This window comes from Desulfuromonas acetoxidans DSM 684, assembly GCF_000167355.1.
Lineage (GTDB): Bacteria > Desulfobacterota > Desulfuromonadia > Desulfuromonadales > Desulfuromonadaceae > Desulfuromonas > Desulfuromonas acetoxidans.
Genome location: NZ_AAEW02000022.1, coordinates 1 through 14,986, shown reverse-complemented (window position 1 = coordinate 14,986; position 14,986 = coordinate 1). Strand labels below are relative to the sequence as shown.

General features: G+C 50.8%; 12 protein-coding genes and 1 pseudogene. 10 read left to right on the top strand and 3 right to left on the bottom strand.

Annotation, left to right across the window (positions count from 1 at the left end; all coding sequences use genetic code 11):
- Nucleotides 1-50 precede the first annotated feature (50 nt).
- On the top strand, nt 51-1,643 hold the full coding sequence (locus DACE_RS14690) for a sensor histidine kinase (RefSeq protein WP_006002522.1): 1,593 nt from the start codon (nt 51-53) through the stop codon (nt 1,641-1,643).
- A gap of 33 nt (nt 1,644-1,676) precedes the next feature.
- On the opposite strand, the gene DACE_RS14685 is transcribed toward DACE_RS14690, so the two are convergent.
- The gene (locus DACE_RS14685; RefSeq protein ID WP_006002521.1) at nt 1,677-3,092 is read right to left on the bottom strand and encodes a sigma-54-dependent transcriptional regulator; all 1,416 of its coding nucleotides are present in this window, start codon (nt 3,090-3,092) and stop codon (nt 1,677-1,679) included.
- A 496-nt stretch (nt 3,093-3,588) separates the two neighbouring features.
- Here DACE_RS14685 and DACE_RS14680 point away from each other — a divergent pair, with 496 nt between their 5' ends.
- The 4 genes from DACE_RS14680 to DACE_RS14665 all read left to right on the top strand — a co-directional run bounded on the left by DACE_RS14680 (nt 3,589) and on the right by DACE_RS14665 (nt 6,798).
- Nucleotides 3,589-4,626, top strand: coding sequence for a cytochrome c3 family protein (locus DACE_RS14680; protein ID WP_006002519.1), 1,038 nt, complete (start codon nt 3,589-3,591; stop codon nt 4,624-4,626).
- Between the two features lies 1 nt (nt 4,627).
- Complete coding sequence (locus tag DACE_RS14675) at nt 4,628-5,269, top strand: cytochrome b/b6 domain-containing protein (protein WP_006002517.1); 642 nt, start codon at nt 4,628-4,630, stop codon at nt 5,267-5,269.
- Nucleotides 5,270-5,341: 72 nt separating this feature from the next.
- Nucleotides 5,342-6,151, top strand: coding sequence for a hypothetical protein (locus tag DACE_RS14670; RefSeq protein ID WP_006002515.1), 810 nt, complete (start codon nt 5,342-5,344; stop codon nt 6,149-6,151).
- Nucleotides 6,152-6,231: 80 nt separating this feature from the next.
- Entirely contained in the window at nt 6,232-6,798 is a 567-nt protein-coding gene (locus DACE_RS14665) for a hypothetical protein (protein WP_006002513.1), read from the top strand.
- 40 nt (nt 6,799-6,838) lie between these two features.
- On the opposite strand, the gene DACE_RS14660 is transcribed toward DACE_RS14665, so the two are convergent.
- Nucleotides 6,839-7,123: a hypothetical protein gene (locus DACE_RS14660; RefSeq protein ID WP_006002511.1), complete on the bottom strand. Its 285-nt coding sequence runs from the start codon at nt 7,121-7,123 to the stop codon at nt 6,839-6,841.
- A gap of 376 nt (nt 7,124-7,499) precedes the next feature.
- Here DACE_RS14660 and DACE_RS14655 point away from each other — a divergent pair, with 376 nt between their 5' ends.
- From DACE_RS14655 to DACE_RS18735, 5 genes and pseudogenes are all read left to right on the top strand, one after another.
- Nucleotides 7,500-7,739 (top strand): hypothetical protein, encoded by a 240-nt coding sequence (locus DACE_RS14655; RefSeq protein WP_040367629.1) that lies wholly within the window; start codon nt 7,500-7,502, stop codon nt 7,737-7,739.
- 269 nt (nt 7,740-8,008) lie between these two features.
- Nucleotides 8,009-10,213: pseudogene (locus tag DACE_RS14650) on the top strand (ribonucleoside triphosphate reductase).
- A gap of 5 nt (nt 10,214-10,218) precedes the next feature.
- Nucleotides 10,219-10,914: an anaerobic ribonucleoside-triphosphate reductase activating protein gene (locus DACE_RS14640; protein ID WP_006002503.1), complete on the top strand. Its 696-nt coding sequence runs from the start codon at nt 10,219-10,221 to the stop codon at nt 10,912-10,914.
- A gap of 655 nt (nt 10,915-11,569) precedes the next feature.
- On the top strand, nt 11,570-12,052 hold the full coding sequence (locus DACE_RS14635; protein WP_006002501.1) for a chemotaxis protein CheW: 483 nt from the start codon (nt 11,570-11,572) through the stop codon (nt 12,050-12,052).
- Nucleotides 12,053-12,101: 49 nt separating this feature from the next.
- Nucleotides 12,102-14,054, top strand: coding sequence for a methyl-accepting chemotaxis protein (locus DACE_RS18735; RefSeq protein WP_006002499.1), 1,953 nt, complete (start codon nt 12,102-12,104; stop codon nt 14,052-14,054).
- A gap of 186 nt (nt 14,055-14,240) precedes the next feature.
- Here DACE_RS18735 and DACE_RS14625 read toward each other — a convergent pair.
- Nucleotides 14,241-14,986 (bottom strand): hypothetical protein (locus DACE_RS14625; protein ID WP_238326431.1); only part of this gene is annotated, 746 nt, incomplete at its 5' end.

Sequence of the window (14,986 nt, the reverse complement as noted above, 5' to 3'; positions counted from 1 at the left end):
TAACTGTGCATTTTGCATTGACCCTTTCTTAACCCTTTCACAGGTCGATTATGGCGCTGCGCTTCTCTTTGCTGGTCAAGTTTATGGCCGTTATCAGTACGGTTTTGTTGATCACCATGTTTATTTCGGTGGTGGTGAATGTCCGTTTTCAGCGCCAGATCACGTTGGAGAACTCCCTTCACGAAGCGGATTACTTCAGCGAAACCATCCTACGTTCCACCTATTACCAAATGCTTGAAGATGATCGAGAGATGCTCTATCAGATGATTGATGAAGTGGGTGCCATGCCCGGCATCCGTCGGATTCGTCTGTTCAATAAGGAAGGGATCATCAATTTCTCCACCGACAAGCAGGAGGTGGGGACGATTATTCAGCACAACTCTGAGGGCTGCAGTATCTGCCATCTGGATACTGGTGAACCTCTGGCCTATGCACCGACCGCAGCACGCGGACGGACTTTCTATGATGAAAACGGTGAGATTTTTCTTGGTGTGACCAAGGCGATCTATAACGATCCCAGCTGTTATACGGCGGAATGTCATTACCATCCTCAGGATCGTGAACTCAACGGGATTCTCGATGTGCAGATTTCGTTGAAGAATCGTATGGCGCAGGTCGATATTTTTCGCAACTATTTTGTCATCCTCACCTGTGTGCTGTTGGTGTTGTTGTTTGTCGCCCTGTTGCTTTTGACCAAACGGCTGATTATCTCACCGGTTAGTGTGTTGATCGAACATCAGCGGCGCATCTCTGCAGGCGATTTGAGCAGTATGATTGAGGATGCGCCTAATGATGAGCTGGGCGAATTGGCACGCGGGGCGAATCAGATGACCCGTAGTCTGCGCGCCTCCCAGGCTGAGATTCGCAACTGGGCCAATACTCTTGAAGCCAAGGTTGAGGAGCGGACACAACAGATTCAAAAAATGCAGGGCACTCTGGCGCGTTCCGAACGTCTGGCGTCACTGGGTAAGCTTGTTGCAGGTATTGCGCATGAGATCAACAATCCGCTCACCGGTATTCTGATGTTCTCCTCCATGGCGGCGGAGACTCCGGGGATCAGTGAGCAGATGAAGAAAGACCTCGATACCATCACTCAGGAAACCCAGCGTTGCGCCGGGATTGTTCGCGGCTTGCTTGATTTTGGACGTGAGTCCATTCCGATGAAAACCTATATCTCCGTGAACACGATCCTCGACAAGACGCTGGCTCTGGTAGAAAATCAGACGCTGTTCCAAGACGTTGAAATTGCCCGTGAATATGATGACCAGATTCCGGAGCTTGAGGGGGACCCCAATCAGTTGGAGCAGGTGTTCATGAATATCTTCATCAATGCCGCTCAAGCTATGCTAGCCGGGGGGCAACTGGCGATCAAGACTTGGTTTAATGATGAGATGGTGATGATCCGTATCGCCGATACCGGCTGTGGGATTTCAGGAGAGAACCTTGAGCGGATTTTTGATCCGTTTTTCACCACCAAAGATCAGCAGGGTACCGGCCTCGGCTTGTCCGTTTCTTATGGGATCGTTGAAAATCACGGTGGGGATATTCGTGTCGAGAGCTGCCCGGCTAAGGGAACGGCTTTCACTATTCGTCTGCCGGTCAACGGTGGCGACAAAGGACTTCCGGTCCCGCCAAGTCACTAGCTGGCTGAGAGGGGCGCGGGGAGCTGTTGTCGCTCAGTCGACCTTGCGGTCGCGGGCGGAAACCTGCAGCTTCTTCATCAGGGCCTGGAAGTTGGGGCGTAACATGCCGACATCTTCGGCGGCGCGGGTGATGTTCCAGTCGTTGCGCTTCAGAGCTTCGAGAACAAAGCTTTTTTCAATCGGTTTGACCGCTTCTTCGCGCAGCTTGCGTTTCATCTCTTTGAGTTCTTCGGTGGTGGCGGGAACGTAGCCGTCGTCATCACCTGCTCCGATCAGTTCTTCACCATGCATGCCTAAATCGCCGGGCATGATCATGTCGCCTGAAGTCAGAACCACGGCCCGCTCAATCATGTGCTCAAGTTCGCGCACGTTCCCTGGAAAATCATAATCTTCAAGCAGGTTCATGGCTGCCGGACTGACCCCCTTGATCTCTTTGTTGATCTCATCAGCAAACTTGCGCAAAAAGTAGCCGACCAGCAAGGGGAGATCACCGCTGCGCTCGCGTAAGGGAGGCATGTCAATGGGGATGGTGTTCAGGCGGAAGTAGAGGTCTTCACGGAAATCGCCCTCATTGGACAGTTCGCGCAGGTTTTTGTTGGTTGCCGAAATCAGGCGAATGTCGATGGGCTGCGGCTTGGTGCCGCCAATGGGGGTGACTTCGCGCTCCTGAATGACCCGCAACAGTTTGGCCTGGGAGCTTAAGCTGATGTTGGAAACTTCATCGAGAAACAGAGTGCCGCCATTGGCGACTTTAAACAGGCCGACCTTGGTTTGGCTGGCGCCGGTAAACGAGCCTTTTTCGTGACCGAACAGTTCGCTCTCCAACAGGCTCTCGGCCAGGGCGGTACAGTCAATGGCAACAAACGGCATGTCTTTGCGGGCGCTGTTCTCATGGATGGCGCGGGCGACCAGTTCTTTACCGGTGCCGCTTTCGCCGGTAATCAGAACTGTGCTGTCCGTCGGTGCGACTTGCAGGATGCGCCCATAGACCTTCTGCATGGCTTTGCTGTCGCCAACGAAGCGGTGGAAACCGCGATGTTCATTGAGAGTGTTGCCGAGGCTGCCGCCTTCTCCGGATAGTTTGCGTTGTTCGATGGCCTTGTTGACCATCTCTTTGACCTGAGGAGGCGTAAACGGTTTGGAAAGATAGTCGAAGGCGCCGTTTTTGATGGCATCGACGGCCGTTTCTACGGTAGCGTAGCCGGTGATGATGATCACCGGGACGTCCGGTTGCAGAATCTTGATGGATTTGAGCACTTCCATGCCACCCATGCCGGGCATTTTCAAATCGCTGATCACAACGGTGAAATCATCGATTTGAACTTTTTCGAGCGCTGTATGGCCGCTGGTCGCGGTGATAACCTCGTAGCCTTCCTGCTCAAGAATCCGTTTAACGGCTTCCCGGATAACGGCTTCGTCATCGACGACTAAAATGCGCGGCTGGGACATAGATATGAACTCCTCCTGGCGGCTCGAAAGCGGGTGGTGTAAAGCACCTTAGGTTCTATCCCACCTGTCGAACATTGTCAAGCTTCACCGCGCCTAGAAGCCCGATTTTACGGCCTTCAGGGCGAATTTGACCAAGTAGAGGTGCACACGGTGAACAGGGCTGCATTTTGGAAAAATGCACTGCATAGAAAATCTATACAGTGAGTCGGCTGTGTGTGGGAGCCGCTAGCCCCCTGTTTTACAGCGTTTTATGACTCATTGAATTGTTTGGGACTGTATGGAAATTGTATACAGTTTCCTGGATTGGCGCAAGGGTGTTTCTTTTAAGTTCTTGTAAATAGACGGTTATTCCGAATTTTCGCCTTGATGGAACACTCCTTGCTAATTAGTAAGACACGACGATGGTGTCGTGTGCAAACCGCAGTCCGGGATGACCTGGACAAACCATTCAATGTGATGTAGTTGGCTAAAGTTCGAGGAAGGAGCGTCGGTACAAATGAAACGATTATTGTTGTGTTATGCGGCCATTCTGGTTGCTCTGATGATGAGCCAGACTGTGTGGGCCATGGAAACCGAGGATTGCCTGGGTTGCCATACTGAGGTCGATGAGGTTGGCGAAGACTATGTGATTGCCGGAGAGTTGTTTGCCAAAACAGCTCATGCGGAAGAGGGGTGTACAGCGTGCCACGAAGTGGGCGATGAGCATCCTGATGATGGTGTAGAAGCTGAATTGGTGGCAACCTGTGCGGATTGTCACGATCAAGTCACCGAAACCTATAATTCCAGCGTTCACGCTGAGAATGCCGAATGTCGTGACTGCCATAATGCCCATCAGGCGTTGGCTCCCGTCAGCCTTTCCGGTGTTCAGATGAACGAATCCTGTCAGGATTGCCATGGGTCTACCGAAGTGGAAGAGACCCATGCCCGTTGGCTGCCGCAGGCGGATGTCCATATCCGCTCGGTTCCTTGTGTGTCCTGCCACAGTTCATCGGAGAAGTTTGTTATTACGCTTTATGTCACCCAGCGCCAAGGTAATCGCGCTTATGCTGATTATGAGCTGCTCGACTATCAGCAACTCGCGGAGCGCACCGAAGGGGCGCCGGTCAGTTCGTTGCTGGATATTGACAACAACGGTGAAGTCTCACTGGATGAACTATCGACATTCTACAAAAACGGCGAAAAATCCGGTCTGCGGTTGTGGGCGATGATGACGCCGGAAACCGTAGAGCATAATTTCACCACCCTGGACAATCGCTGGGATTGCACCTATTGCCATGCCGCCGGTCCTGAAGCCATGCAGCACAGTTATGCGGCATTTCCGGCTGAAGATGGTAGTTATCAACGGGTTCCCATGGAACAAGGGGCAACGCTCGATGCCCTGTTTGGTACCCCGGATTTCTATATGGTGGGCTCAACCCGCAGTAAGGTGTTGAACATTGTCGGCCTGTTGATTCTGCTTGGCGGACTGGCCATGCCTATCGGTCACGGTACTCTGCGCTTTTTGACCCGCAAGAACAGAAAGAAGGAGCATTAAAATGGAAATGCAAGAACGAATTTATCTGACTCCGACACCGGTACGGATCTGGCACTGGCTGAATGCTCTGGGTATTGTCACACTGTGTGTGACTGGCGCTCAAATCCGTTTTCCCGAGTATATCAATATCTTCGGCACCTATAAGGCGGCGATCCGTCTCCATCATACAGCCGGCATCGTTGTCGCCCTGTCGTTCGCACTGTGGCTGTTCTATTACGGTGTTATTGCAAAGATGTTGACCAAGCTGTATGTGCCGACCTCAGACGATATTAAGAGCGGCGTGATTCGTCAGGCACTGTACTATTTCTTTTATTACTTCACCGGAACTAAGTCCAATCCCCATGAGGAGAGCCCGACCAACAAGTTTAATCCCATGCAAAAAGGGGCGTATGTGGTGATTATGATGGTTCTGGTGCCGTTGGTGATCATCACTGGAGCGATTCTGATGAACCTGGAACCGCTGCGTGAATTGGTTGTTTTATTTGGTGGCGTGCGTGTCGTGGCCGGAATTCACTTCCTGCTGGCGTGTGCACTGGGGGCCTTCTTGCCGACACATTTCTATCTGGCAACATTGGGCCACACGCCTTTCGCCCACTTCAAGCCGATGTGGACGGGTTGGGAAGAGCATCACTCTGACCATTAAAGTTGTACCGGCCTGCAATGGAGTGCAGCGGGGCGATTGCACCGCCTCGCTGCTTTTTTAAGGAATGATATTATGTCCAGACGGATCACTACCCGAACAATTGTCCCGGTTGCCGTCATTATGGCAGCGTTTATCACGGTATGCTTTATCCTGCTCTATACCTATATCCAGGATCTGATGCTGGAGGGAGAGGTTAAGCGTGTCGCCTGCATGGCGAAAACCGTTGCCCGGTCAACCGGCTATGACATGCTTAAAAATGATCATGCCGCGTTGAACTATACGGTGAAAAATATCGGTAGCAATCCCGGTATGGTTCATCTGCGTATTTTTGATAAAAAGGGTGTGATCCGTTTTTCCAGTAATGATCATGAGGTGGGCCATCTGGTCGACCGTAAGGCCGAAAGCTGTAACGTCTGCCACAGTCCGGATGGTGTGAGTACTGTGCCGGATGGTGGAGGGCGGATCGAAAGGGTGCGCTTTTTCACCGACAGTCAGGACCAGAATATCATTGGACTGACCTACCCGATTCCCCGCCAAGAGGGGTGTGTCACGGCCTCATGCCATCCCGGGAACCAAGATAAGTCTTTACTCGGGACCGTGGATGTGGCCATGTCGCAGCGCAGTTTCGAAAAGGGGATGGACGGGGTTGTTAATGTGTTGGTGGGCTTCTGGTTTATGGTGGTGCTGTTGTCCATTGGCCTGATCGCCGCTATTTTGCAGAAAAATGTTCTGGTGCCGATCAATCGTCTGGTCGCCTATGTAAAACAGTTACGCCGTGGCATTTATGTCGATGCGGAACTTGAAGACAGTTACGAATTAGAATATATTGCAGACACAGTCAAAGAACTGGCTGAGAAGGTGAAAAAGCATGAATTGGGGTAGCTAGCCCAACGGGTGCAACAGGTACGGTGGTGACGCCTGCGGGGGCCGGCGTTTGGGATGACTCGTTCTGGAGAGACTGGATGGCTTTCTGGCGTAAGCCGCAATCGGACGAAGATGCATCAGAGTTGCGCAGTTCACAGCAACGGCTGGCACGCATCCAGGCGCATATTGACTCCCTGCATCGATTGTCCCGACAGGGATTGTGGGGCTTGCTGGCGTTTATCCTGATCAGTCTGGTCGCCGTATTTCTGCAGGATGTGAATATCCTCAGCCATCTGTCGCTGTCCATGCGCGAATTTCTTGGTAAGCCCCCCTCTCCCAAAATGATCAATATCGCCCTGGCGGTTTACAGCTTCTCAGCTCTGATTCTTACTCTGTCGCGTTTGTCCGATCGCACCGAAGTGTACCGGGGCTGGTCCCATGTCGGCTATTTGAGCGGCTTTTATATCTTCTATCTCTTCTCCAATGCTTTGCGGGTCAATGTTGTGGCCGTGCTGGTCGCCGGGTTGGCGATTCTCGGCCTGGAATATTACAGCATCTGGAGTTATGCTGCCGACGCCATTCGCCGAGAGCGAACCATTATGGGCAAGCTGTCACGCAATCTTGACCACGACGCCAATGACGGTACGGAAGATCATGGCTCCTGAGCGTGTTTTCTTTGCTGTTCCTTTGCCATTTTAAAGCCTGTCAGAGCGATAACTGACAATGGCGGCAACGGCGTCCCCATGAGGTGCCGGCGCCGCGCATGTGAAACAGGTTGCCACACCGCGGGCAACGGCTGAAACTGACACGCATTCCGCCGATCGCTGCCAGAATAATCCATATGATGCACACCATCGCTGGAGCAAGATTCCCTTCTGAAACAGACAGGGTGATGCCGATCATCGGCAGATAACTGATAAAAACCGCCCACAACTGCATGCGCTTGTGGCGAATCTGTTTGAGTTGCTCATCAAAGCGTTGTTCTTCCATGATCCCTCCTGTAGCTCTGATTCCATTGTTTATCCAGTATACACGATGAGCAGTTTTGTTTCCTTCTAACGTGCTGTTTTTTAAAGATTTTATCTATGTATAGAAAAGTTATACACGCGCAAGGCTAAAAAAATAGTCGATAAACCATAGAGTTAACTGGGCGTGGTTTGTATTGGTCTTCGATTGTTGCCGCTGAACTGCATAGTGTTTTTATACACTTGTCAGATTATGCGCCTTGAGCAGAGAGGGATGGCAAGATGCTGTATACGTAATATCGCGGTCTTGTGATCTTTTACACTCTTTGGCATCTTCCCTGCAAATGATCTATATCATGTGATCTGATCATTCAGGTCGTTGCATGATGCAGGAGGGGACGATGAAAGGTGTTTTGATGCTGATATTGGTTGCAGTTACTGCAACGCCGACTTACGCAGGCTCAATGGCTTCTGGGGGGGACGCTGGTCTGCTTGTTTGGTTTTTTATCGGATTCCTGGCACTGTTCATCGTCTCCCAGCTCATCCCCGGGATCGTTTTGACGATCGGAGTCCTCCGGGGACTGTTTTCCCGCAACGAAGCGAGAAAAGGAGCGACGCGACCCAATGATCATGTGATGTGATGCAGGGTATAATACCTTGAGGACGATCGCCTGGAATGCCGCATTAGACAGGTGTCTGCAATCCCGGTTCTGCCTCGCCAAAAATCACCATTAATTTCTATCTGTTGTCGTGTGCCGGGACCATTGGTCCCGGTATTTTTTTGTGGAAATTTACCAGCTTTGCCACCTTATCCACAGTGTTGCTCACAGGTTAATGAACAACATGTTGTAGGTCTGTTTTGAATTAATCTCTACATCTAGTGTTTTTCCTTGTCTCGTCTGATCCTGCTATGTTAATTTTTTCTTCGTTGAGTTTTATGCATTCAAAGGAGAGAGCGGTGCTGGAATACATTCGCAAGCGGGACGGGAGGCTGGCGGCTTTTGAGGAAGGAAAAATCTCTGAAGCCATCAAGAAAGCGGTTCGTGCAGTTGGTGGTCAGGACATGACCAAAGCTGAAGAGATCACCCGCCAGGTGGTCGGGATTCTCGAGATCATCTACAAAGATGATCGGGCGCCTACCGTAGAGAATGTGCAGGACCTGGTTGAAAAGCAGCTCATCGAAAGTGGCCATGCCCAGACGGCAAAAGCGTATATCCTTTATCGCCGTCAGCACGAGCAGCTCAGAGCGACCAAATCGTTTATGCAGGAATCCATTGATGCGATTGATTCCTACCTGACTCAGGAGGATTGGCGCGTCAAGGAAAATGCCAATATGGGCTACTCCCTGCAAGGGCTTAATAACCACATTGCCTCCAATATTACCAGCAACTACTGGTTGAATAAGATTTATCCCGAGCGGATTTCCGCAGCCCACAAGCAGGGCGATTTCCATATCCATGATCTCGGCATGTTGTCTGTGTACTGCTGTGGCTGGGATTTGAAAGACCTGTTGATGCAGGGCTTCACGGGTGCCTACGGTAAGGTCCAAAGTGGTCCAGCCAAGCATTTTCGCACCGCACTTGGCCAGGCGGTTAATTTTTTCTATACCTTGCAGGGTGAGGCGGCCGGTGCTCAGGCGTTTGCCAGTTTTGATACCTTGCTGGCACCGTTTATCCGCTACGACAATCTCAGTTATGAAGACGTGCGTCAATCGATTCAGGAGTTTATCTTCAACATGAACGTGCCGACTCGCGTCGGCTTCCAGACACCGTTCACCAACATCACGCTCGACTTGACGCCGCCACGTAATATGGCCCACGAAGGGGTGATCATTGGTGGCGAGATGCAGCAGGAAATCTATGGCGAGTTCCAGCATGAGATGGATCTGTTCAACCGTGCCTTTTGCGAGGTGATGATGGAAGGGGATGCTTCAGGGCGTATTTTTACCTTTCCGATCCCCACTTATAACATCACCGCCGACCTTGATTGGGAGAGCGACCGTTTGCAGAGTGTCTGGGAGATGACCGCCAAATACGGGACCCCCTATTTCAGCAATTTCATCAATTCTGACATGGATCCGGAGGATGCCCGTTCCATGTGCTGTCGTTTGCGCCTTGATAACCGCGAGCTGCGGCGTCGTGGCGGCGGTCTGTTTGGTTCCAATCCGCTGACCGGTTCTACCGGCGTGGTAACACTTAATCTACCGCGTGCTGCCTACGTAGCTGATGATAAACAGAGCTTTTTCGAACGAATCTCCGATCTGATGAAACTGGCCGCTGAGTCTTTGGACATCAAACGCAAGCAATTGGAGCGCTTTACCGAAGAGGGGCTGTATCCCTACAGTCGCTATTACCTCAGTGCCATCCGTGAGCGTAGCGGTCGTTATTGGGATAACCACTTTTCGACCATTGGTCTGATCGGCATGAACGAGGCGGCACAAAATCTCATCGGTTGTGGCATCGATCAACCTGAGGGGGCGCAGTTCGCCGAAGAGACCCTCGAATTCATGCGCAAGCAGCTTGAGGCGTTCCAGGAAGAGACCGGCCAACTTTACAATCTCGAAGCCACACCGGCCGAGGGAACCAGCTTCCGGTTGGCGCAACGCGATAAGACGCAGTTCCCGGATATTCTTACCGCAGGAACAGAGCAGCCCTATTACACCAACTCGACTCAGCTACCCGTTGGAACCACGGACGATATTTTCGAAGCTCTGCAACATCAGGATGGTCTGCAGACCCGTTACACCGGTGGTACGGTGTTCCACGGTTTCCTCGGGGAACGGCTTGATGATTGGCGTAGTGCCCGGTTGTTGGTCAAACGCATCGCCGAAAACTTCCATCTGCCGTATTTCACTCTCAGTCCGACTTTTACCATCTGTCCGGTGCATGGCTACATTGCCGGTGAACATTTTTCCTGCCCGCACGACCATAACGATCAGGCGGCCTAATCAGACTCAGGTCAACAAGGAGGTTTCATGTCCAGCAAGTGTCAGCAGAAAACGGAAGTGTACTCTCGTGTGTGTGGTTTTTTTCGTCCTGTACAGCAATGGAATAAAGGGAAGCAGGAGGAATTTACCCAGCGGCGTGAATACGCGGTACAAAGCAGCGAGAAGTAATTTTCGTGGGTATTAAAGGTTTTCAGGGCACCAGTGTCCTTGATTTTCCAGGTCGGATTGCCTCGCTGGTGTTTTACGGCGGGTGCAATCTGAGCTGCGGTTTTTGTCACAATCCCACCTTGATTGACGATTTCGATCAATATCCCGATATGCCTGTTGAAGCGTTGCTCGATGCGTTGCAGCAGCGCCTTGGTTTTATCGACGGCGTGGTGATTTCCGGAGGAGAGCCCACCCTGGCTCCCACATTGTCGTCAACCTTGTCACAGATCAAACAGATGGGCCTGGCCGTCAAGCTCGATACCAATGGTCTGCGCCCCGATGTGGTGGCACGGCTGATGGAGCAGCAGTTGCTCGATTATGTGGCCCTCGATGTGAAGACTTCACCAGAGCGTTATGGTGAATTGCATCACCGACCAGTGGCGTTGGGCGAGTTGAAGAAAACCGTCGATCTATTGTTAAGCGGGGATGTGGAGTACGAGTTTCGCACCACCTGCGTTCCGGGGTTGGTCGAAGAAAAAGATATTCGGAATATGGCCAAGTTGCTTGACGGCGGACGACGCTGGATTTTACAGCAATATGTTGCCGAGCACGCTATGGATGCCGCCATGCAGCAATGTGGTGTGTTTTCTCCTCAGGTGTTGCATAGCTATGCCGACGTAGTCCGAACTCATGTGCAACAGGTGGAGCTACGCGGGTTATAACTCGGTCTGTATTGATATTGATCAAAAAAAGAGGTGTTGCCGATGGGCAATACCTCTTTTTTTGTTTGAGGCATTTTGGGCTTTAAGGTCGTTTTGACCTTTTTCATATGCTAAAGGATGTTGCGGGTGAAATAACCCTTATAAGGCAAGGGTTGGGGTGTTTGCCTTACTGTTTGCGGCAGCTAATAGTGGTAGTCGTTAAGAAATGCGCGTGCTAATAAGTTTTGTAAGTTTACTGTTAGAATATTTGACTTTTTGAGGTATCTGGTCAAGTTTTATGAGGAGTTTTTTTCTTACTCAATACAGGCAACTGATTGAACTGACAGGAGTCTATCGTTTTCGTTGCGATGCCTCGATGTTCACTGTGATCTGTGTCGTTTGATGATTTATGTTTTTGTCGTAATAAGTTAAAGCTGTTGTTGGTTCCTCGCGAGATTGTTTTGTTTTAATTTTGTGATTATCTTGTGCGGTTTTTCAGGGTGTCCGAGCCACAGCAGATCTCCATAGCAACGAATGGAAGCAGGGGAACGACTGAATTCATCGTTGTGATCTGTAAAATGAACAATCGTTTTTTGTTGCTGACTGCAACGTTCGTTAAGGAACTGTGAGGCCAGAGAAAACCATTGGCTTGGCAAGAAGAAAGGAGAGCGCGTTGATGGATACAGACGATCTTGGACAGATTAATCAGTATTTGACCTTCAAGCTTGATGATGAGGTCTTTGCTTTGGGGATCGCCAAAGTACGAGAGGTTCTCGATTTTAGCGATGTTACGAAAGTGCCGCAGACGCCTGTTTTTATGCGCGGTGTAATCAATCTTCGCGGCAATGTGGTTCCTGTGGTCGACATGCGGATTAAGTTCAGCATGAGCGAGACTGAAGCCACGGTGAATACGTGCATTATTATTACTGAGGTGGAGATGGATGGTGAGCCAAGCATACTTGGTGCCCTGGTTGATTCGGTGCAGGAAGTACTTGAGATCGGTCCTGATCAGATCGAACCGCCACCACGTATCGGTACCAATCTTGATACTGCGTTTATACAGGGCATGGGAAAGCACAATGAGGAGTTTATTATCATCCTTGATATTGACAAGGTGTTTTCGGCGGATGAGATTACGTTGATTCAGGCGGTTGATTAAACCGAATTCGGCACAGAATACGTCACTCTATAGATATGTGGAGGCAGAGATGTTCAAAAATTTAAAGCTGGGTATGAAGATCGGGGGAGGTTTTTTTTGTGTATCTGTTCTGTTCCTGATCTCTCTTGGCGTTTATCAGGTTACCCTGAATTACAGCCAGAAAAGTTATGATCGAATTCTGCACTATGTTGAGAAGTCGAAAACAACCACGTTAAATATTGATCGATTGATGTTAAATTCACGCCGAGCGGAAAAAGACTTTCTGTTGCGCAAAGACATCACGTACAAAGAGAAAGTCGATAAAATTCTTGCGCAGATGGTCGAACAGACATCCGGTCTGAAAAAACTTCAGAAGGAGCTGGGGAATACCGAAACCATTGAGAACGTGGACAGAATTGATCACGCGATTGCCAGTTACCGCAATGCCTTCTTTAAACTCGTTGATCGGTGGGTTTTGATGGGCTTGGATGAGAAAAGCGGTTTGCAGGGAAAATTCAGAGATGCGGCACATTCTGTGGAGGAAACGACTGAAGAATTGAACAATCCCGCCCTTCAGGCTCTTTACCTGACGCTGCGTAAAAATGAAAAAGATTATCTCCTGCGCGGTGCGGATAAATATGTTGCTGCGATTGCCACCGATGTTCCGATCTTCATTGATGCAATCAATGCGACAGACGCCGATGCGGGCGTCAAGACAAAGGCTGTGGCCAATGTCAAACTATATCAGGAGAGCTTCCTGGCTCTTGTCGAGGCGAAAGCCGCGGTTGCAGAAGTGACTGAAACAATGCGCACTGCCATCCATCAGATTGAGCCACTGGTCGAAAATCTGTTGAAAAAAATGGAAGCTGAATCAGACCTTCAGGAAGAGGCTGTGGCGGCAGACATTGCCGCCCGTTCGAAGATGGCGCTGGGGTGCGGTTCCGGCGCGCTGATTTTGGCACTATTGATTGCCATTCTTATCACACGGGCAATAACACGACCGATCCTGCAAGGGGTGGATTTTGCCAAAGCCTTATCAGAAGGCGATCTGACCAGGACTCTGGATATTGTCCAAAAAGATGAAGTTGGACAACTGGCCAAGGCGCTCAACGAGATGATCGAACAGCTTAAAGCCATTGTCGGTGATGTGCGCGCCGCCTCCAATAATGTGGCATCAGGCAGTCAGGAGCTGTCGGCCAGTTCTGAGGAGATGAGTCAGGGCGCCACCGAGCAGGCTGCTGCAGCCGAAGAAGCCTCTTCCTCCATGGAACAGATGGCCGCCAATATCAAGCAAAATGCGGACAACGCCATGCAGACCGAGAAGATTGCCCTTAAATCGTCTCAGGATGCCAAAGGTGGGGGAGAGGCCGTTCAGGAAACCGTGAAAGCGATGAAAGATATCGCCGAAAAGATCTCTATCATTGAGGAGATTGCCCGACAGACCAACCTGCTGGCGCTTAATGCTGCGATTGAAGCGGCGCGTGCTGGAGAGCATGGCAAAGGGTTTGCTGTGGTGGCCTCGGAAGTGCGCAAGCTGGCTGAACGCAGTCAAAGCGCAGCAGCAGAAATAAGCGACCTTTCCTCCAGCAGTGTTGAGGTGGCGGAGAATGCAGGAGACATGTTGGCTAAGATGGTCCCTGATATTCAACGCACGGCAGAACTGGTTCAGGAGATTGCTGCGGCCAGCAAAGAACAGGATGCCGGTGCCGACCAGGTCAATAAGGCGATTCAGCAGCTTGATCAGGTCATTCAGCAAAATGCGGCCGCTGCCGAAGAGATGGCCTCCACTTCTGAGGAACTCAACGCCCAGGCGGCTCAATTACAGGAATCTATAGCGTTCTTTAAGCTCGATTCCAGCGCAGCAAAGCGCCTGGTCAGTCCAACGGTTTCGCCCAAGGCTCCAGCATTGAAGGAAGTAATGCCGACACGAAAAGCCGAGCCGACGCAAAAAGAGGCTGGTGGATTAATGCTTGATATGGCAACAGGAAAAGACGCACTTGATCATGAGTTTGAAGAATATTAACCTGGCCGGATGTTGCCAGGTGGAAAAATTAAGAAACGAGGCGACAGAGGAATTTCCTTTGTCGCCTCGTTTTTTTGTTTAGCGTGCGATCACATCACGGCCTGTCCATGCTTCACAACGGCTGTCGTGACAAGCGGCAATGGTCTGGGGCGCGCTGTTGCGCAGAGTGCATGAGCAGTATTTTGCTTAACGCTGAAACAGAGCCGTGACACTTTTGTGGTAAGCTGTCACCCACTGATCAATGGTGCCTTCGTTGATGTGGACTCCGGCAAAGGGACCGCCGATCACCCGCTCACCACGCAGATCTTTACGCATGTAAGGCAGTCGGGTGCCGTTTTTGTCGTACATGGAAAAGCAGTTTTTGGTCAGGGCTTTGACCGTTGGCACAAATTTCCCCGTGTCAATTGTCCATTCCGAATAAACCATCAGTACGGCATCCACCTCAAGGGATGCGCACAGTTGTTTGGCCTGATCCGTGGTCAGAATCCCTTTAACGATGGCATTGCGGTTGTCGGAGCAGATCGGCATGGTGCAGTTGTCGATTATTGGTGAAGACAAGCCACGTTTGGCATTGGCTACGGTCAGGGTCTGATACTCGGGATTATCAATGAAGCTCTTGACCGGTTTGATGGACCAGCGTTTGGCGAGGATCTGCTCGGTATCATTCAACATGCTGTTGATATTGTCGTTGATGAGCTGCTGATTGATGGGGCCCTGGCCGAAAAAGCCGTAATTATTCACGGTAAAAGAGACAATTGCCACCGACTCAATGGTTGGATCCTGAGTCGCAAGGCGTCCGCCGCCACAACCCGAGATCAGAACAATAGCCAGTAACATAAAAGCAAAACGAAAACGGTGCATAGTATAACCTCCACAAAAAGAGATGGCGACAGCAGGCACAGGGCATGGCAGGCGTGACCCGCTGCGCGTAA

Coding starts and splice junctions, on each gene's coding strand:
- DACE_RS14665 (WP_006002513.1), top strand. CDS start 6,232: ATGGCTTTCTGGCGTAAGCCGCAATCGGACGAAGATGCATCAGAGTTG.
- DACE_RS14635 (WP_006002501.1), top strand. CDS start 11,570: ATGGATACAGACGATCTTGGACAGATTAATCAGTATTTGACCTTCAAG.
- DACE_RS14675 (WP_006002517.1), top strand. CDS start 4,628: ATGGAAATGCAAGAACGAATTTATCTGACTCCGACACCGGTACGGATC.
- DACE_RS14685 (WP_006002521.1), bottom strand. CDS start 3,092: ATGTCCCAGCCGCGCATTTTAGTCGTCGATGACGAAGCCGTTATCCGG.
- DACE_RS18735 (WP_006002499.1), top strand. CDS start 12,102: ATGTTCAAAAATTTAAAGCTGGGTATGAAGATCGGGGGAGGTTTTTTT.
- DACE_RS14655 (WP_040367629.1), top strand. CDS start 7,500: ATGAAAGGTGTTTTGATGCTGATATTGGTTGCAGTTACTGCAACGCCG.
- DACE_RS14680 (WP_006002519.1), top strand. CDS start 3,589: ATGAAACGATTATTGTTGTGTTATGCGGCCATTCTGGTTGCTCTGATG.
- DACE_RS14690 (WP_006002522.1), top strand. CDS start 51: ATGGCGCTGCGCTTCTCTTTGCTGGTCAAGTTTATGGCCGTTATCAGT.
- DACE_RS14670 (WP_006002515.1), top strand. CDS start 5,342: ATGTCCAGACGGATCACTACCCGAACAATTGTCCCGGTTGCCGTCATT.
- DACE_RS14660 (WP_006002511.1), bottom strand. CDS start 7,123: ATGGAAGAACAACGCTTTGATGAGCAACTCAAACAGATTCGCCACAAG.